The 17,105-nt window shown below is 67.6% G+C and carries 15 protein-coding genes; 5 read left to right on the plus strand and 10 right to left on the minus strand.

Annotated elements, in window-relative coordinates; all coding sequences use genetic code 11:
- The first annotated feature begins 14 nt into the window (after positions 1 to 14).
- Positions 15 to 494 (plus strand): nuclear transport factor 2 family protein, encoded by a 480-nt coding sequence (locus tag KY572_RS09825; RefSeq protein WP_224242286.1) that lies wholly within the window; start codon positions 15 to 17, stop codon positions 492 to 494.
- Here KY572_RS09825 and KY572_RS09830 read toward each other — a convergent pair whose 3' ends face one another.
- The 4 genes from KY572_RS09830 to KY572_RS09845 all read right to left on the minus strand — a co-directional run bounded on the left by KY572_RS09830 (position 495) and on the right by KY572_RS09845 (position 4,025).
- On the minus strand, positions 495 to 908 hold the full coding sequence (locus tag KY572_RS09830) for a secondary thiamine-phosphate synthase enzyme YjbQ (RefSeq protein WP_224242287.1): 414 nt from the start codon (positions 906 to 908) through the stop codon (positions 495 to 497).
- Positions 909 to 921: 13 nt separating this feature from the next.
- On the minus strand, positions 922 to 1,656 hold the full coding sequence (locus tag KY572_RS09835) for an alpha/beta hydrolase (RefSeq protein ID WP_224242288.1): 735 nt from the start codon (positions 1,654 to 1,656) through the stop codon (positions 922 to 924).
- 7 nt (positions 1,657 to 1,663) lie between these two features.
- Positions 1,664 to 2,413: a peptidylprolyl isomerase gene (locus tag KY572_RS09840; protein WP_317987832.1), complete on the minus strand. Its 750-nt coding sequence runs from the start codon at positions 2,411 to 2,413 to the stop codon at positions 1,664 to 1,666.
- Positions 2,414 to 2,495: 82 nt separating this feature from the next.
- Complete coding sequence (locus KY572_RS09845; RefSeq protein ID WP_224242289.1) at positions 2,496 to 4,025, minus strand: pyridoxal phosphate-dependent decarboxylase family protein; 1,530 nt, start codon at positions 4,023 to 4,025, stop codon at positions 2,496 to 2,498.
- Positions 4,026 to 4,262: 237 nt separating this feature from the next.
- Here KY572_RS09845 and KY572_RS09850 point away from each other — a divergent pair, with 237 nt between their 5' ends.
- Positions 4,263 to 5,318: a LuxR C-terminal-related transcriptional regulator gene (locus KY572_RS09850; RefSeq protein WP_224242290.1), complete on the plus strand. Its 1,056-nt coding sequence runs from the start codon at positions 4,263 to 4,265 to the stop codon at positions 5,316 to 5,318.
- A 34-nt stretch (positions 5,319 to 5,352) separates the two neighbouring features.
- Here the strand turns inward: KY572_RS09850 and KY572_RS09855 are convergent, their stop codons facing one another.
- The 5 genes from KY572_RS09855 to KY572_RS09875 all read right to left on the minus strand — a co-directional run bounded on the left by KY572_RS09855 (position 5,353) and on the right by KY572_RS09875 (position 10,153).
- Positions 5,353 to 6,057, minus strand: coding sequence for an iron-containing redox enzyme family protein (locus tag KY572_RS09855; protein ID WP_224242291.1), 705 nt, complete (start codon positions 6,055 to 6,057; stop codon positions 5,353 to 5,355).
- Positions 6,058 to 6,128: 71 nt separating this feature from the next.
- The gene (locus KY572_RS09860) at positions 6,129 to 6,935 is read right to left on the minus strand and encodes a GNAT family N-acetyltransferase (protein WP_224242292.1); all 807 of its coding nucleotides are present in this window, start codon (positions 6,933 to 6,935) and stop codon (positions 6,129 to 6,131) included.
- A 153-nt stretch (positions 6,936 to 7,088) separates the two neighbouring features.
- Entirely contained in the window at positions 7,089 to 7,805 is a 717-nt protein-coding gene (locus KY572_RS09865; protein ID WP_224242293.1) for an MFS transporter, read from the minus strand.
- A complete protein-coding gene (locus KY572_RS09870) occupies positions 7,802 to 8,344 on the minus strand; it encodes an RNA polymerase sigma factor (protein WP_224242294.1) in 543 nt (180 codons plus the stop codon). Before KY572_RS09870 ends, KY572_RS09865 begins: the two co-directional genes overlap by 4 nt.
- A 51-nt stretch (positions 8,345 to 8,395) precedes the next feature.
- Positions 8,396 to 10,153: a kelch repeat-containing protein gene (locus KY572_RS09875; RefSeq protein WP_224242295.1), complete on the minus strand. Its 1,758-nt coding sequence runs from the start codon at positions 10,151 to 10,153 to the stop codon at positions 8,396 to 8,398.
- Between the two features lie 160 nt (positions 10,154 to 10,313).
- Between KY572_RS09875 and KY572_RS09880 the strand changes: the two genes are divergently transcribed.
- Entirely contained in the window at positions 10,314 to 13,718 is a 3,405-nt protein-coding gene (locus KY572_RS09880) for a caspase family protein (RefSeq protein ID WP_224242296.1), read from the plus strand.
- 15 nt (positions 13,719 to 13,733) lie between these two features.
- Here the strand turns inward: KY572_RS09880 and KY572_RS09885 are convergent, their stop codons facing one another.
- Complete coding sequence (locus KY572_RS09885) at positions 13,734 to 14,726, minus strand: GPI inositol-deacylase (protein WP_224242297.1); 993 nt, start codon at positions 14,724 to 14,726, stop codon at positions 13,734 to 13,736.
- A 137-nt stretch (positions 14,727 to 14,863) separates the two neighbouring features.
- Between KY572_RS09885 and speD the strand changes: the two genes are divergently transcribed.
- A complete protein-coding gene (gene speD, locus KY572_RS09890; RefSeq protein ID WP_407659925.1) occupies positions 14,864 to 15,190 on the plus strand; it encodes an S-adenosylmethionine decarboxylase in 327 nt (108 codons plus the stop codon).
- Entirely contained in the window at positions 15,187 to 17,094 is a 1,908-nt protein-coding gene (locus KY572_RS09895; protein ID WP_224242298.1) for a DUF4178 domain-containing protein, read from the plus strand. Before speD ends, KY572_RS09895 begins: the two co-directional genes overlap by 4 nt.
- Positions 17,095 to 17,105: the final 11 nt, after the last annotated feature.

The raw sequence follows: 17,105 nt of genomic DNA on the forward strand, positions 1-17,105 counted from the left end.
TCCAGGCGGCCTCGATGACTCCTTCACCTCCTCCGATTCCCGCCCCCCGTCCAGAGGACGTCGCCACCCCCGCGGCCATTGTCGCGGCGCTCTACGACGTCATCTCCGGGCCGAGGGGACAGGCTCGTGACTGGAACCGCTTCCGGTCCCTCTTCGCGCCGGGGGCGAGGCTGATCCCCTCCGGCAGGCGCCCGGACGGCCACACCGGCCACCGCGTGCTCACCCCCGAGGAGTACATCGCCCGGTCCGACAGGCTGCTCGCCGAGGAGGGCTTTCGGGAGCGGGAGCTCCACCGTCATGAGGAGCGCTTCGGCACGCTCGCGCACATCTTCAGCACCTACGAGGGCTTGCGCGACGGAGACACGAAGCCCTTCGTGCGAGGCATCAACAGCATCCAGGCGGTGCACGATGGCAAGCGGTGGTGGCTGCTGACGGTCGCATGGACGCCAGAGACGGCGGAGTACCCCCTGCCCTCGAAGTACCTCCGCCCGTGATCAGCCCACGACGGAGACGGTGACGCGGCGCCGGTGCGGCGCGGTGCGGTGCTCCCACACGTAGATGCCCTGCCACGTGCCGAGGTCCGCCGCGCCGTCCTGGACGGGGATGGACAGCGAGTTCTGGGTGAGCACCGTGCGCACGTGGGCCGGCATGTCGTCCGGGCCCTCGGCGTCGTGCTGGAAGAGCGAGTCCCCATCCTTCACCAGGCGGGAGAAGAAGGCCTCCAGGTCCCTGCGCACGTCCGGGTCGGCGTTCTCGCAGAGGATGAGGGACGCGCTGGTGTGGTGCAGGAACACGGTGCACAGGCCCTGGCGGGCGCCGCTCTCCTTCACGGCGCGCTGCACCTCGGGGGTGATGTCGTGGAACCCCCGTCCCCGGGTGGACACCGTCAGCTCCCGTGAGTGGTACACGGCGTGCGCCTCCTCAGCGGGCTTCCAGCCGCGCCACCAGGAAGTCCGCCATCCGCTTCAGTTCCTCGGGCGCGATGGTGTGCGGCCCATCGAAAGGTACGAACTCCACCCCCAGGCCGGCCTCCGTCAGCAGCTCGTGCAGGCGCTCGGCGGCCTGGAAGGGGAGGATGTCGTCATACCGCCCGTGGCCCTGGAAGACGGGCATGCCCTTGCGAGCCGCCGCCCGGGCCTTCCACTCCTCGCGGGCGATGAGCGTGCCGGAGAGGATGCACAGGCCGGAGGGAGGCTCCTCCAGGCGCAGCGCCACGTCGGTCGTCACCATGCCGCCCTGGCTGAAGCCGCCCAGCACGATGCGGCCGTAGGGCAGCCTCGTCGCGGCCGACAGCGCGGAGATGGCGCTCATCACCGCCCGGCGCGCGGCGGGGAGCCCCTCGGGCACCGCGCGCGCGTACTCGTCCCAGTCGCGCTGGCGGCCCGTGAGCAGCTCCATGGGCAGGTGAAACCAGGCCCGGCTGGAGGGCATCCCCAGCTCCATCAGCGACAGGGGGGCCGCGGGGAAGACGAAGCGAGCCCGCTTCGCCAGCTCCGGGCGGAGCATCATCAGCTCGGCGGCCAGGGGCACCAGGTCGGTGGCCGGAGCCCCGTAGCCGTGGCACAGGAGGACGGCGAGCTCCGGCTCGGTGCCGGGAGGCAGGGCATCGACGACCTGGCAGTCCAGCTCGCCGAGCCGGGTGGAGACGCGTCTCATGGCGCGCCTACGGCTGCTTGTCGGAGATGGTGACCTTCTTGATTACCACCGGGGTGACGGGGGCGTTTCCGCCGCTGGTCGGCACCTTGGAGATCTTCTCCACCACGTCATAGCCCTTCACCGTCTCACCGAAGATGGTGTGGTGGTTGTTGAGCCAGGGCGTGGGCGCCACGGTGATGAAGAACTGGCTGCCGTTGGTGGCGGGGCCGCGGTTGGCCATGGCGAGGATGCCGGGCTTCTCGAAGGTGCGGCCGCTCTTGAACTCGTCCTCGAAGGTGTAGCCCGGGCCGCCGATGCCCTTACCGAGCGGGTCGCCGCCCTGGATCATGAACTTGGGGATGACGCGGTGGAAGATCGTCCCGTCGTAGAGTGGGCGCGTCGTCATCTGCAGGGTGGTGGGGTCCTTCCACTCCTTCTGGCCGGTGGCCAGGCCCACGAAGTTGGCCACGGTCTTCGGCGCATCCTTGGAGAAGAGCTTCACGACGATGGTGCCCTCGCTCGTGTCGAGGGTGGCGTAGAGGTCCTTGCCCTCCATCGCATCCTTCTGGAAGCCCGTCAGCTCGGCCTGGGCGGGCGGCGGGGGGGTGGTCGGGGGAGCGGGGGGCTCGGGGGGCCTGGCCTGCGGGGGCTCCGGAGGCTTCACCGAGGTAGCGGCGGACTCGGGAGGCTTGGCCTGGGTGGTCTCCTTCTCCTTGTCCTTGGAGCAGGCGGTGAGGGCGAGCAGCAACAGTCCAGTGGTCAGGATTCGGGTGCGCATGGCGGGCGCATCCTAACGCCAAACCGGCGCGTTCGCTCGACTTTCTGTAGCATTTCCGGTGGTTTACGGTGGGCAAAGCCCGTCAGATGATCCACCCCCAGGGCTCATCGAAGTCCGGGGAGTTCCACTCCTGAAGGATGTTCTCGCCCTGGTCGAGCACGGCCTGGACGAGGGCGTCCACGTCCGCGCGGGTTGCGCGGTGGTTCACATTGCAGGCGCGGATGGCGAAGGCGCCGTTCACGATGGTCGAGGAGGGCACGGCCAGGCCTCGCTCCTGGACGCGGAGGAGGAGCTCCGTGTTGAGCCGATCGAGCTGCTCGGCCGGGAGGCCCTCTGGCCGGAACCGGAAGCACGCCACGTTGAGCGGCGCGGGAGCGAGGAGCTCGAGGCGGGGGTGCTCCTCGATCTTCCGGACGAGGTAGCGCGTCTGCTCGACGTTCTGCTCGATGATGCGCGCGAAGAGCTCCACGCCGTAGGCCTTGAGACACATCCAGGCCTTGAGCGCCTTGAAGGCGCGAGTGAGGTCCACGCCCCGGTCCGAGAAGGGGAAGCCGCCCGCGCTGACGCCTCGGGGCTGCCGGGCGATGTAGCTGGGCGCGAAGGCGAACGTCCCGGTGTGGGCCTCCGGGTGACGGACGAGCAGGCACGCGATCTCGAAGGGGAGGTACATCCACTTGTGGAGATCGAAGGCCAGCGAGTCCGCGCGCTCGAGGCCCGAGAGGAGGGGCGCGAGCTTCGGGGACAGCCGGGCGAGGGCGCCGAAGGCCCCATCCACATGGAACCAGAGGTCCTGCTCCTGGCAGAAGTCCGCGAGCGCCCGCAGGTCATCGATGGCGCCGGTGTTCACGGTGCCGGCCGAGCCGACGACACAGATGGGCCGGTGCCCGGCGGCCCGGTCTGCGGCGACAGCGTCCCGGAGCGCGGCGACGTTCATCCGGAACTGCGTGTCGACGGGGATGCGCCGCAGCCAGTCGGTGCCGATGCCGAGCAACTCGACGCCCTTCTGCACCCAGCCGTGCGTCTCGGTGGAGCAGTACACGGTGAGCCGAGGTCCGCCGCCCTGGAGGCCCTGCTTGCGCATGTCCATGCCGGACTTCGCGTGCCGGGCCACGGCCAGGCCGAGGATGCTGGCCATGGTGCCGCCGGACTCGAGGACACCGCTCGCGTTCTCCGGGAAGCCCATCAGCGCCGCGAGCCAGGAGACGACCTTCTGCTCGACCAGGGCGGGGGCCTGGTTGAAGCCAGCCAGGTGAGGATTCATCCCGGAGGCGAGCATGTCGGCCAGCATCGCGAGCGGGATGCCGTTGCCCTGCACCCAGCCGAAGAAGCGCGGGTGGAGATTGCCATTGGGGTAGGGGAGGACGTTGCGGCGGAAGTCCTCGTAGGCCCGAGCCTCGCCTTGTGGGAGCCGCGGAAGGGGCTCGTTCAAGAGGTCTGTCTTGATGGAGTCGGGAACCTGTCTCCAGGCGGGCTGCTCGCGAAGGGTTGAGAGGTGGTCAACCATGTCATCGAGCATCCGATGCCCCAAGGCCCTGAAGTCCTCCCAGCTGCGGGGATCCAGGTTGAACTCTTGAGCGCTCGGACTCGCCACCTCATCCTTGTCACGCGCCATGCTGTCTCCGTGGGACTGCCGGCGCGGGACTCTCGTGCACCCCAGGGTCAATGGCCACCCGGATCTTGCGCTGCGTGGCCTGTATCCGAGGAGTGTTTAGCTGGCGCCGCCTGGGCACGCTCGGCATAAGTGTGAGATCCGGATGGATCTTTTGAGGTGGTAGAAGGATGCCGGGCAGTGGGGCTGTGAGGAGGGTACGCTATGGAGGGTCTGGGCGAGCGATCGCTTGTGGAACTGATGGCGGTGCTGAGCAGCTCGCTGGACCTGAACGAAGTGCAGACGCGCTTTTACGAACACCTCTCCCGGCCCCTGGGCGCGGATCATGCGGCCCTGTGCGTGTCCAAACCCGGACGTGCCCAGGACTACGACTGGATGGTGGCGCAGATACCGCAGGCCTTCTTCGCCCATTACTCCGAGCTGGCGGGCGAGGATTTCGTGCTGCGTTCCGTGGTGCGGCACCGCAACATGGTGCTGCGTGACTCCGAGATGGTGTCGCGCACCGAGCTCAAGCGCAGCCCCCTGTACGCGCACTGCCGGAACCTGGGCATGCCCATGGAGTACGTGATGGCGGTGCTGCTGGACCAGGGACTCGACTGGCATGGTGGCTTGACGTTGTACCGCGACAGCCAGCGGCATCCGTTCACGGATGACGAGCGGATCTTCTTGCAGCGCTTGACGCCGATGCTGGCGAGCACGCTGCGCAACTGTCGGTTGCTGGGGAAGGTGGCCCAGAGCGGTCAGCTCCTGGAGGCGCTCTGCCGCCAGAACGACTTCGAGCTTGTCGTGCTGAACCCACCATCGACCGAGGTGATGCGCACGTCCCGGGCGACGGAGTTGCTCGAGAGGTGGTTTCTGCGCCTCGAGTGCAGTCACTCCGGCCTGCCGATCGCGCTGTTGGGGCAGCTGGGGCAGCTGGTGGCCACGGGAGGGCCCGTGGTCTTCGGGCAGGACACGCTCGTGCGCGAGAAGGGGACGCGACGCCTGGTTACCACCTTCGTTCCGCTCCCTCCCCAGGACGGGAAGCAGCTCTGGGCCTTGGTGCTGCAGGAGTCCTCCATCATTCCGGAGAAGTGGCGCAAGCAACTGACCGAGCGCGAGGTAGAGGCGGTGGAGGCGGTGATGCAAGGCTGGGACAACCAGACCATCTCCAGCGAGCTGCAGTGCGCGCTCGACACGGTGAAGGTGCATCTGAGGCACAGCTACAGCAAGCTGGGAGTGGGCAGCCGGGCCAAGCTGATCTCCGCGGCCTCGGAGCTGAACGGGGAAATACATAGGTTGGGAGTGGGCGGGTGAGCCGTCCTCCAGCTCACGCGCCCTCCCTTCGGGCTCAGGTCGCCAGGGTTGGATTCGCGCCCTCCTCCTCGGGGAAGAGGCTCAGGTAGAGAGCACGCGTGGTGCGGGCCGAGAGCAGGATGGCGGCCTGCTCCTCCGGCTCCTCCAGGGAGCGCAGCACCGTGGCCAGCTCGGCCACATGCTCGCCGTCCGCGCCCGCGTGCCCGCGCAGGAAGGTGACGGCCTTGTGGATGTTCGGGATGGCATTCCGAGCGAGCAGTCGCTCCACGGCCAGTCCCGCGCGATGGACGGAGAGGTACTCCAGGACATACGCCGTGCCGAGGAACGCGGTGGGGGTACCGGCCTCCGAGGTGAAGCGGTTCCACGCCACGTAGGCGGCCACCGAGGGGCGAAGCTCGAAGCGCTCCACCTGGTCGCGCGTCCACCCCAGGTTCTTCAGGTCCGCCAGGAGCCACCGCTCATGGCCCCGCTCCTCCGAGGCCTTCTGGAGCAGCAGCTCCGCGAGCACCGGGTAGCGCCCGAGCCGCTTCATCCGCTGGCCCGAGAGCGCCAGCAGCGGCGTCGTCCACCGGACGTAGTGGTACGTCTGCGCCAGCCACGCGGCATAGCCGTCCGTGTCGATGCTCCCGTCGAAGAGGCGCCGCGCCGCCGGGTGCGTGTCCAGGGTCTCCACCAGCGCACGGGCCTCGTGCTCCAGCGTGCTCGTCCAGTCCATCGGGTTCTGTCTCTGCGTCTGCATGTACGTCTCCTGTTCGGGACCGTCGCCGGTCCCGCTCGAGTGGGGTGAGGGTGAAGGGGAGAGGGTGCTGCTCAGGCGGCGCGGGGGGCGCCAGCCTCCAGGGCATCGAACAGGGCCAGGGTATTGGCCGGGATCTCATCCAGCGCGGCGATCAGCGGCATGGAGAAGCGTCGGAAGTGGGAGTCGTAGTGGGGCTCACCGATGAAGCGAGCGCCCATCCGGTGCGCGAAGAGCGCCAGGGGCCGAGGCATCCGCAGGCCGTCGAGCTGTCCCGCGCGTGCACGGGCGCGCGCCGAAGGGGAGTAGAGCTCGGCGCTGGGGCTGGCGGGTGGCGCCGGGTGCTCGCGAGGCTGCACCTTCCAGCGCTCGCTCACCCACTTCTTGTGCGCGGCCAGCTGGAAGACGAGGGAGGCGTCCTCGGCCGAGTCGGTCTCCGTGTTCGCGGAGGCGATCCAGTGCGTCACTCCGAGGCGTCGGCTCTCCTGATACAGGCCGGCCTGCAGGTGGACGAGCGCCTCGGAGTGGCGCCATTCCTTGAGGATGCAGAAGCGAGTGCTCTCGGCGAGCTGGATTCCCGGTCCTCCTACTCCCGACAGATCGAGCTTCTGCTCCAGGGCAATGCCGAGGGGGGCGCCGGTGGACTGGGCCACCTCGGGGCTGGGAAGCAGCAGGCGGGAGGTGGCCACGGGCCGGGAGCCCGCGTACACGACGAGGTGCACGGTGGTGTCCAGGGTGTCGAAGCAGTCCACCTCGCGGGGGGCCGCGGGCAGTGGGCCGTCGATGAGCCGCAGCTCTTCGCCGAAGACGGCCCAACGAACGCGGAGCGCATCGTCGAGCTGACGTTGGGTGGTAGCAACCAGGCAATACACGGGCGTCACGGGTCCTCTCCTCCAGAGGGCACATGGGTGAGTACGGAAATGGAGCGACGAGAGATGGACGGAGCGCGCGCGGGCACGCTCCGCCCGAGAGGGCGCGGTTCATGGCCGCGGCCCTCTTGCTCTCTTCGTCGTCGGACCCGAATTTCGTGGGAATTATTTCTGCTTCGTGAAGGACACGTGATCCACGTACACGCCCTTGGGCGCAGCGTCCTTCAGGGGTAGGTCCCTCTTCAGCGCCTCCATGGCCCAACCCAACTCGAAAGGCTGGGTCGAGTAGAGCGCGTAGACGTCCTCGCGGCCGAGGGTGCCGTCCAGGATGATCTCCACAGGCAATCGCGGCTGGAGCGCATCGAAGGGGACCGCTTCCTTGCCGTCGTAAGGGTGGTAGACGCTGACGACACCTTGGGCGTTCCTGCTCAGCACCGCGACGAAGCCGCTCGCTGCGGCGCGCACCTTGAAGTGCAGGGAGGTCTCGGGTGCCAGCGGCACGTCGGGAGAAACCGGGACGAAGCTGCCGTCGGAAGCTACGTAGAACAGCGTGAGAATCACCGAACCCTTCGCGGTGTACGGACTGGAAGGGAGCGGGCGTACCAACCAGACGGCTGTCGCGGCGAATGCGGGAACGAGCAGCGCGAGCCACATCCATCCCCCCGACCGCCAACGTTTCTTCTGGAGACGCTCCACGATGGTTCGGGAGGGGTGCTGGAGGAGGACCGCGGCCGAGTCCGCGCGCAGCTCCGCCAGGCGCTGCTGGTCCTTGGGCGAGCGCTCCAGTGTGGCTTCCAGGCGCGTCCTGGCCTCGGCCTGGAGTGAGTCCGTGAGATAGCGCTCCAGCAGTGCATCCGGGATGCGTCTCGTTCCTGTCGTCATGGAGAAGCCTCCTCGAGCCGGGAACTACGCCTGCGGGCGCGCTCGGCGAAGTCGCGAAGCAGGTCCGCCACTTGCTTACGGTCGAGATCCAGGATCTCGCCCACCTCCGACTTCGTATGTCCCTCCACGAAGTGGAGGACCGCGGCGGTGAGCACCTGAGGAGACTCTCCCTCGGTGAGCAGCGCCAGGTCTCTCAGCGCCTCGACTCGCGACAGTCCTCCTTCGTGTGACGTGGCCCACGAGCCTGGGCGCCCATCGTCGTCCTCCGATGGCTCGAGCGAGCCCAGGACGCCGGACCAGCGGGCGTTTCGGCGCAGCCGGTCCACCGCTTTGTAGGTGGCCATCTGGTAGAGGACGGTGAAGGCAGAGGCTTCACCGCGCAGGGACGCCTGGGTGCGCATGTACGCGAGGAACGTGTCGTGCGTCACATCGAAGGCCTCCTGGTCGTCTCGAAGCAGCGCACGGGCGCGGCGGTGGATGGTGGGCCCGAAGCGCCGGTACAGCGCATCGAGCGTGTCGATCTGTGAGTGAGCGAGCATGTCCTGCCGTGGACTGGGAGCGAGTACCTGAGGGGAACCAATCGGCCGGAGTCAGGGCTGATACAGCTCCGCGCTGCTCAGGGGCGTACTGCCGTTGCGTCCTCCAACGATCAGCACTTCTCCCGTGCGAAGCAGGGTCGCTGTGTGCCGGGTGCGAGGCGTCGCCATGTTGTCGGTGGGGGTCCATGTGCCTGAAACCGGGCTGTAGACCTCCGCGCTTGCGGCAGCCTGGTCGTTGCGCCCCTCTCCACCGACCACCAGCACGGCGCCCGATGGCAACACCGTGACCGAGTGAGCGCTGCGGCCGATGCTCATCTTGGAGATGCCAGGGGTCCACGCCCTCGTGTCAGGATCGTAGATGACCGCGATGGTCTGTGTCGTCTTGCCGTCATCCCCGCCCATCAGCAGGACCCGGTTCGAATGCAGCAGGACGGCCCTGTGCGCGAACACCCCCGCGCTCAGCTCTCCGGGCACGGGCGTCCAGGCACCCGAGTCCTGCGCGTACAGCTCCGCGCTGGCGAGATTGCCATTGCTGGAGACACCGCCCACGACGAACACTTCGCCAGACGGCAGCAGGACCGCTTCGTGATAGAGGCGCTCGGACGACATGTTGCCGGTGCTCGACCAGCTGCCTTTGGCAGGATCGTACACCTCCGCGCTCGCGAGCTTGTTATCGGAGGCGTCCTCTCCGCCGGCGAACAGCACCTTCCCTGAAAGGAGCGCGGTGGCCGTGTGGTGCTGCCGGCTGGTGAGCATGTTGCCCGCGGGCTCCCAGGTGCCCGTGTCCGGGTCATACAACTCGGCGCTGGACAGAACACCTTCCTCGTTCTCACCTCCCGCCACCAGCACCTTTCCAGAGGGGAGCAGGGTGGCCGTATGGTGATGACGGCCAGTCTTCATGGTGTCGGTGGGTGACCAGGTGCGCGTGGTGGGGTCGTAGAGCTCGGCCTCGGCGAGACTTCCACTCGAGTCCACTCCCCCAGCGACCAGCACCTTGCCCGAGTTCAGCAGGGTGGCCGTATGGCCTTCACGGCCTTTGACCATGCTGCCCGTGGGCACCCAGTGGAGCTGGGCATTCGTCGCGACGGTGGCTGCAGGAGTCTCGAGCTCTTTTCGGACGCGTATCCGCTCCTGCTCGAGGACGCGCCCTACTGGAGGGGAACTCACCACGGGCGTCTTGATATCGGGGAACAACTTGAGCGCCTCACGAAAAGCTTGCGTGGCTCGGGCTTTTTCGTGCTCCCCCGTGATGGCGTTGAGGACTCCTTCGTAGAGGGTCAAGGTGACGCGTTGTTCGTCGTGCCGGACAAAGGGTTTGGCCTCCTCGACGTTCTTGAAGCAGGCGTCATACTCCCGGTTCTCGATGCACCGGTCGAGTTCGTCCTTGGCATTCCCGAAGTTCTTCTGCACGTGGCCGCGGATGGGGGGGACAGAGAAATCCTGCATGGAGGACTCTCGTGGATAAGTGCCCGCGTTGACGTCTGCCTGTGCCTGTTCGAACTCACGCTCCACCTCGGGGGAGATCGATGTCTTCGTCGGCAGCTTCGCCCGGGGAGACAGAAACAGCGCTTTTCGAAAGGCAGCGGCAGCGCGAGCCTGGTGTTGGTACCCCAGGCTCGCGAGCACGAGCCCTTCATAGAGGGCCACCGTGGCGATCTGCTGCTCTCCCTTGGCGAGCTCCCTCGCTTGTCCCAGGCTCTTCAGTGCCTGGTCGTATTCCTTGGTTTCGAAGAGTTGCCTGCTTTCGTTGATGGCGGATTCGAAGGTTGCCTGGGGCTGGGCCTGGGCCTGGGCGGCAGGAGCGTTCATAAGTAAGAGCAACCCACTGGCTATGACGGCTGGGACGTGACGTAATAGGTAGTCCATGAGCCGATGCTATGAAGAATGCAGGAGCGCGTCCACCCCTCGCGAGAAGGGTTGGCCGCTGCGGAGAAGAACACCCGGTGGATTCAGCGGTGGGAGAGCACACATGAGGGCCCAAGCGTTCTGGGGGCTCTTTCTGCTCACCTTCCTGCTCTCTGGGAATGCGCTCGCAGCCAATCGCCTGGCGGTGGTCGTGGGGGCCAACAAGGGTTCGACGGCGGATCTCCCGCTGCAATACGCCGAGGAGGATGCTCGCCGAGTCGGTGCCGTCCTCACCGAGCTGGGAGGTTTCGCCGCCGAAGATGTCGCGATCCTCAATGGACCAGACGACAAGCGCCTTTTCGAGAAGCTGGACGAGGTGGGGAAGAAGCTCGCCGGTGCTCCCGCGGAGGGCAGCTTGTTCGTCTTCTACTATTCAGGCCATGGGGATGCCGAGCAGCTGCACCTGGGCGGAACTTCGGTGCCCTTGGACAAGCTGTACCATCGCCTGCGTCAGCTGCCCGCGAAAGTGAAGGTGGGAATCATCGACGCCTGCAGGAGCGGCTCCATTCTCGCCACCAAGGCAGGGCGCCGCGGCACCTCGTTCGGCGTCAGCATGACCGATGAACTGAACGCCACGAGTTCCGAGGTGAGTGGCACCGTCTTTCTGACCTCCTCGGGAGAGGACGAACTGTCGATCGAGGTTCGTGCGCTCAAGGGCTCGTTCTTCACGAACCACCTGGTGAGCGGACTCCGCGGCGTGGCGGATAGCAATGGCGATAAGCAGGTCAGCCTCGAGGAGGTGTACACCTACGCCTACGAGCAGACGGTCCGCGACACGATCGATGCGCCCGCTGGCGCGCAGCACCCGTCCTATAAGAAGGAGCTGAAGGGACACGGCAACCTCTATCTCGCGGCGTTGCCGGCCCGCTCGAGGCTGCAGTTCCCAAGTGGAAGCCAGCGTTGCTACGTCACCTCGTCGGACGAACTCCAGCTCGTCGCGGAGGTGATGGCGAGGCAGCAGCGCAGCACGGAACTCGCACTTCCTCCGGGGAACTACCTGCTCAAATGCCGCGAGGACACGACGCTCAAGGTGGCGTCTTTTCGGGTCAAGGCAGGAGAGGCAGTGGACACCACCCAGCTGTCCTTCAACCAGCAGAAGCCCTTCTCGGAGGGGGTGCTCAAAGGGGCTCTGGGGAGGCTGGACAAGCTCACCGCGATCAACTTGATGCGTGATGCCAGGCAGATACTGACCTCGGATCCCCAGAACATGGACCGCGGAGTGCTGCTCGCCGTGCAGTCGCTGAAGGTGAATCCGTCTCCAGAAGCTCATCAGGTCCTCGTCCAGGGACTGGAGCAGCTGCCTCGCTCCAAGCTCTGCTTCAGCCACGACGCTCCCGTGCTCGCTGCCGCGTGGAGCCCGGACGGGGAGCGCCTGGCCACTGTGACCTCGGGCAATGTCGTCCGCGTCTGGAGTCTGAAGACTCGTGAGACGCTCGCCGAGCTCTCCCTCGACGGCAAGGTGAAGGAGCTGGCCTGGCGCAAGGATGGAACACGCCTCACCCTTCGAGACCCCGAGAGCAGGGTCATGTACTGGGACGTCAAACCGGGGCAGCGGGATTCGCATACGCAGAAGGAGAGTGCTCTCTACGCTGTCGCCTTGGATCCCACAGGCGTGCATGAGGCCCTCATGGATCCGGGCGAGGCGCTCCTCCTCAGAAGGCAGTCGGACGGCGTTGGGGTGCTGCGAGAGAGTTCCATGCGGCCGACCGCGCGCTTCAGCGCGAATGGACGGTTCCTGGCGGCCATGAGCATCTCTGGCCGGGCGCGGGTCTGGGAGGTGGGCACCTCCTGGAAGGAGGAAGTGGCTGTGAAGCCCTTCGAGTCGTCCTCCAAGGCCATGCTGGCCATCGGTCCTGACAGCAGGTTTCTGGCACTGGGGCAGGAGGGGGAAAGAACGGTGCAGGTCTGGGATGTACCCGGTGCGCGCCAGACCTCGCCTCTGAATCATGATGGGCCCGTCACCGCCCTGGCCTTTGCTTCAACCATCAGCCTGCTGACCGCGAGCGAGGACAAGACAGTCCGGCTCTGGGAATCAACCACGGGACACGAACTCCGCCGGTTGTCTCACGAGGCGGCGGTCAACTCCATGGCTGTCTCTTTGGACGGACAGTGGCTGGCGACCACGTGGCAGGAAGGAAGCGCGGCCGCTCTCTGGAACCTCCGCACCGGCATCCAGACGCGGCTGAGCCATGGTGGCGCTGTGACGGCTGTCGCCTGGAGCCCTCGTGAGGAGCGGGTGGCCACAGCCAGCGAGGATGGAACGGCTTGCGTGTGGGAAGTCCCCAAGGCGGAGGTGGCACGGGTGACGAGCCTGGGCCAACACACGGGCATGGTCTTCGCCCGGGGAGGACGGCTTCTGGTGATCGCCAAAGCGGCTGAACCCACCTGTATCCTGGATGCTTCCACTGGCAACAAGCTGGCGTGCCTGAACGACTCAGAGGGGGCACACCTCCTCACGGTCAGCCCGGATGGAAAGCGCCTGGCCACCGCGTCAGGAACTCTTGCGCGGGTGTGGGATGCGTCTTCGTCAAAGGAGGTCTCCCGCATGCAGCATGAGGGCTTCATCCATGCCCTGGAGTTCAGTCCGGATGGCGCTCGCATGGCGAGCGCGAGCCGGGACGGGACGGTACGGCTCTGGGATGCAACCACGGGACGCGCGTTGCCATGGGGGATGAAGCATGAGGGGCCCGTGAAGACCGTGGCCTTCAGCGGGGACGGCAAGCGTCTGGCCACGGGAGGGGAGGACACGACAGCCCGTGTCTGGGATGTGGAGACAGGCAAGGAACTGCTCAAGCTGGCGCACCCGGCCTTGTCCTGTGATGAGCCCATCGGGGTGGCGCAGGAGTCCTGTGAGCAGCCGCACATGGCAGGCACCCCCGCGGCGGTGGAGTCCGTGCGCTTGAGTCCTGATGGACGGCGTCTGGCCACCGCGACCCTGGATGGTGTGGTACGGCTCTGGGACACCCAGAGTGGGAGGCTGGTGCTGGATCAGCCCCAGGCCACGCGCATCCGGAGCATGGTCTTCACCCCGGACGGCCAGGGGCTGGCCATCGCCAATAGCGAGCCCGTGGTGAGCATCTGGGAGGCGGAGACTGGACGAGACCTGCCTTCCGTGGAGGCGCAGGAGAGCATCTCCTTCCTGGAGTACAGCCAGGATGAGAAGTACCTGCTGACTCTGAGCGAGAAGGGGACGGTGAGCGTCTGGGAGGCGGGTTCTCGAGTAGAGATCTCTCGGACCTTGGAAGGAGTGAGTACGCACCCCCCTCTCCTCAGCCCGGACGGCCAGTTCCTGGCCACCGTGCATGATCCGGGCACCGGGAGAGGTCTGACCTACTCCATCCACTCCTGGCGTACGGAGGACCTCATCAAGAAGGCCTGCGAGCGCCTCGAGCGTAACTTGAGCCAGGAGGAGTGGAACTCACACGTGTTGGAGAAGAATTACGAGAAGACGTGCGCGAATCTACCTTGAGTGCGTTCAGCTCGCTCACGACTCCAGGGCCAGCGCCACTACCGCCTCGGTCACGTCGCCCGGGTGGTAGTTGGCGAAGCCCGGCAGCCCCACCAGCGTCGGCTCCGCGTGGTCCATGTCGCTCAGCCGCACCACCCGCGAGCCCGGAACCTCCGCGTCCACCTGCGCCACCAGCCCGTCAGTCGCCAGCCCGTAGCGCTCGGACATGTAGCGGGCCACCGGCCACAGCATCGAGCGGCGTGAGGAGCGCGAGGTGGCCAGCGACACCGTGGGCACCTCCCCCGCGTACGGGTAGCGCCCCACGAACTCCCTGCGCGCCGAGTAGCTCAGGTCCTCCACCGAGCGGGACACCCCGTAGAACAGCAGCGGGAACGCGAGGCTCAGCATGCGCCGCAGCTCCGGCGTGTCCGTCAAGTCATGCGCGATGGGCGAGCCCCCATACGGCGCCTGGATGGCCACCACCGCGCGCACGTGCCGCCGCAGCTCCGGGTACATCGCCAGCGTGGACAGGCTCTCCACCGCGCCCTTGCTATGGCCCACCAGCACCACCGAGCGCTTGAAGAAGGCCGCGTCCTCCAGCGCGTGGCGCACCACCTCGATGTTGTCCGCCAGCGAGGCCTCCGTGTCCACCTGCACCTCGCGCGTCTCCAGCCCCCGGCGCTCCAGCCTCCGCTGGTTGTCCTCCAGGTAGCCGAACATCTCGTCCCCCAGCAGCCCCTTCACCATCAGGTACAGGTGGCCGCGCGCCTCGGACGGCAGCACCGGCTCGCCCCGGCGCACCCGCGTGTAGAGCTCCTGGAAGCGGGGCGTCACCTCCCGGGTGGGCGCGGACTCGGCTCGGAACCAGCCGGCCATCCCCGCGCAGCCCGTCCCCCGCCAGCCCTCGGCCGGCGGCAGGCCTCGGATGGCCTGTACCAGCCGTGCGATGGCTCCGGGGGCGGGGGCCGGAGCGGCGGCCGGCTCGGCGGAGGGCAGCGGCTCGGCGGGACGGGGCTCCGGCTTCGTCATGACACCCGCAGCGTACCGGGTGGGGGCCCACATCCGCCAACCCCCCTCCGCAAGCCCTCGCCCCTGCGGGCCGGGCTCGTGCTAGAAAGCCCTCAGTCTGGGAGGTTTCCACGCTGACCACGGGACAGGAATGGCTGGTGGACGCGAGCGGCTGCGTGCCCGAGCGCCTCAAGGACCGGGCGGCCCTGGCCGGCCTCTTCGAGGAGCTCATCGTCCTCTTGGAGCTGAAGGTGGTGGGACAGCCCCAGTGGCATGTGTTCCCCGAGCCCGGCGGCATCACCGGCCTGACGCTCCTGGCCGAGAGCCACCTGGCCATCCACACCTTCCCCGAGCACGGCTTCGCCGCGCTCAACGTCTACTGCTGCCGCACCCGCCCTCGCCCGGACTTCGAGGCGCTGGTGGCCCGGTACCTGGGCGCCCGGGAGTGCGTGGTGCGTGAGCTCGCACGGGGGGTGAAGGCGTGACGCAAGGGCCTTGTCCCTCGTGTGGTGCTCCGGTCGAGTTCACGGCGGGCTCCGCGCAGGTGGTCGTCTGCAGCTACTGCCAGACGGTGGTGGCCAGGAAGGGCATCAACCTCGAGGCGCACGGGAAGATTGGCGCCATCGTGGACACCGACTCGCCGCTGCGCCTGGGGCTCGAGGGCCGCTACAACAAGGTCGGCTACAAGCTGGTGGGCCACATCCAGAAGGACCACGGCGCCGGCCCCTGGGACGAGTGGTACGTGGAGTTCGACGACGGCCGCACCGGCTGGCTCAGCGAGTCCGAGGGCGCCTTCCACCTCATGTTCGAGTCCGGGGTGGAGCGGGGGCTCCAGCTGGATGACATGCACCCGGGCCAGCGCCTGCGGCTGCAGAACCGCCCCTTCGTGGTGGAGGAGCGAGGCCACGGGCGCGTGGTGTCCGCCGCCGGCCAGCTCCCCAGCGACGTGGATCCGTCCCAGGACGGCTACTACGTGGACGCCACCGGCCCCAAGGGCGTCTTCGCCACGCTGGACTTCGGCACGCGCCTGCAGGATCCCGAGCTGTTCCTGGGCCAGCGGCTCAAGCTGGAGCAGCTCGGCATCCCCCTGGACCAGGTGCGCCCCCGGGTGCGCAAGGTGTCGCTGCAGCAGGCGCGGTGCACCCAGTGCAACGGCGCGCTGGAGCTGCGCGCCCCGGACAAGACCAGGCGCGTGGCGTGCCCGTACTGCGGCGCCCTGCTCGACGCCAGCCACGGCAAGCTGGCCTTCCTCCAGCTGCTCGAGAAGCCGGACCACCCGCCGCTCATCCCCCTGGGCGCCAAGGGCCGGCTCAAGGAGGTGGAGTGGATCTGCATCGGCTACATGGTGCGCTCGTGCACCGTGGAGGGCACGCGCTACCCGTGGGAGGAGTACCTGCTCTACAACCGGGAGCACGGCTTCACCTGGCTGATGCTCTCCAACGGGCACTGGGTGCACCTCACGCCCATCGACGCGGGAGACGTCGCCCTGGTGCCGCAGGTGGCCGCCCACTACGATCACCGCCGCTACAAGGCCTTCCAGTCGGTGTCGGCCGTCACGGAGACGGTGCTGGGCGAGTTCTACTGGGAGGTGCACGAGGGCGAGCGGGCGCAGGCCATCGAGTACGTGGCGCCGCCCTACTCGGTGAACGAGGACGCCACGGACACCGAGGTGTCCTTCACCCACGGCGAGTACCTGCTGCCCTCCGTCATCCAGGAGGCCTTCAAGCTCAAGGAGCCGCTGCCGACGCCCCACGGCATCGCTCCCAGCCAGCCCAACCCCCACAGCTCCGGCTCCTCGTGGAAGTGGGCCGGCATCTGGGCCACGGTGCTGCTGCTCCTGACGGTGCTCGTCCACGCGAGCGCCGCCAACCAGCAGGTGCTGGACATGACGGTGAGGCTGGGGCCCGAGGCGGCGTCCGGAACGCCGAGCGCCATGCAGTTCAGCGAGCCATTCCGCATCGAGAGCCGCGGCAACGTGCGCGCGGACGTGGTCGCCGGCGCCTTGAACAACGACTGGCTGGGCGTGCAGGGCGATCTGGTGAACCAGGAGACGGGCGAGGTGACCAGCTTCTACGAGGAGCTCAGCTACTACAGCGGGCGGGACTCGGAGGGCTCGTGGTCCGAGGGGAACACGATCGGGACGGCGTACCTGTCCGCGGTGGAGCCCGGCACCTACGTGCTGCGCACCACGGCGGCCTTCCCCGGGGGCGGAGCGCTGCAGCAGATGGCGGGGCGCAACTACCGGGTGGTGCTCACCAGCGATGTGCCTCGCGGCATGTGGTTCTTCTTCGCGCTGGTGCTGCTGCTGGTGGGGCCGCTCATCGCGTTCATGCGCCACTCGGGCTTCGAGTCCACCCGGTGGTCCGAGAGCAACCTGACGAATTCATGAGGAGGGGAGCA

Origin of the sequence: Hyalangium gracile (assembly GCF_020103725.1) — a bacterium.
GTDB classification, from domain to species: Bacteria; Myxococcota; Myxococcia; order Myxococcales; family Myxococcaceae; genus Hyalangium; species Hyalangium gracile.

Bases quoted from the DNA above. Each gene is read 5' to 3' on its own strand.
- KY572_RS09865 (WP_224242293.1), bottom strand. From the start codon at position 7,805: ATGACGACAGGAACGAGACGCATCCCGGATGCACTGCTGGAGCGCTAT.
- KY572_RS09875 (WP_224242295.1), bottom strand. From the start codon at position 10,153: ATGAACGCTCCTGCCGCCCAGGCCCAGGCCCAGCCCCAGGCAACCTTC.
- KY572_RS09845 (WP_224242289.1), bottom strand. From the start codon at position 4,025: ATGGCGCGTGACAAGGATGAGGTGGCGAGTCCGAGCGCTCAAGAGTTC.
- KY572_RS09855 (WP_224242291.1), bottom strand. From the start codon at position 6,057: ATGCAGACGCAGAGACAGAACCCGATGGACTGGACGAGCACGCTGGAG.
- KY572_RS09825 (WP_224242286.1), top strand. From the start codon at position 15: ATGACTCCTTCACCTCCTCCGATTCCCGCCCCCCGTCCAGAGGACGTC.
- KY572_RS09885 (WP_224242297.1), bottom strand. From the start codon at position 14,726: ATGACGAAGCCGGAGCCCCGTCCCGCCGAGCCGCTGCCCTCCGCCGAG.
- KY572_RS09850 (WP_224242290.1), top strand. From the start codon at position 4,263: ATGGCGGTGCTGAGCAGCTCGCTGGACCTGAACGAAGTGCAGACGCGC.
- KY572_RS09835 (WP_224242288.1), bottom strand. From the start codon at position 1,656: ATGAGACGCGTCTCCACCCGGCTCGGCGAGCTGGACTGCCAGGTCGTC.
- KY572_RS09870 (WP_224242294.1), bottom strand. From the start codon at position 8,344: ATGCTCGCTCACTCACAGATCGACACGCTCGATGCGCTGTACCGGCGC.
- KY572_RS09880 (WP_224242296.1), top strand. From the start codon at position 10,314: ATGAGGGCCCAAGCGTTCTGGGGGCTCTTTCTGCTCACCTTCCTGCTC.
- KY572_RS09840 (WP_317987832.1), bottom strand. From the start codon at position 2,413: ATGCGCACCCGAATCCTGACCACTGGACTGTTGCTGCTCGCCCTCACC.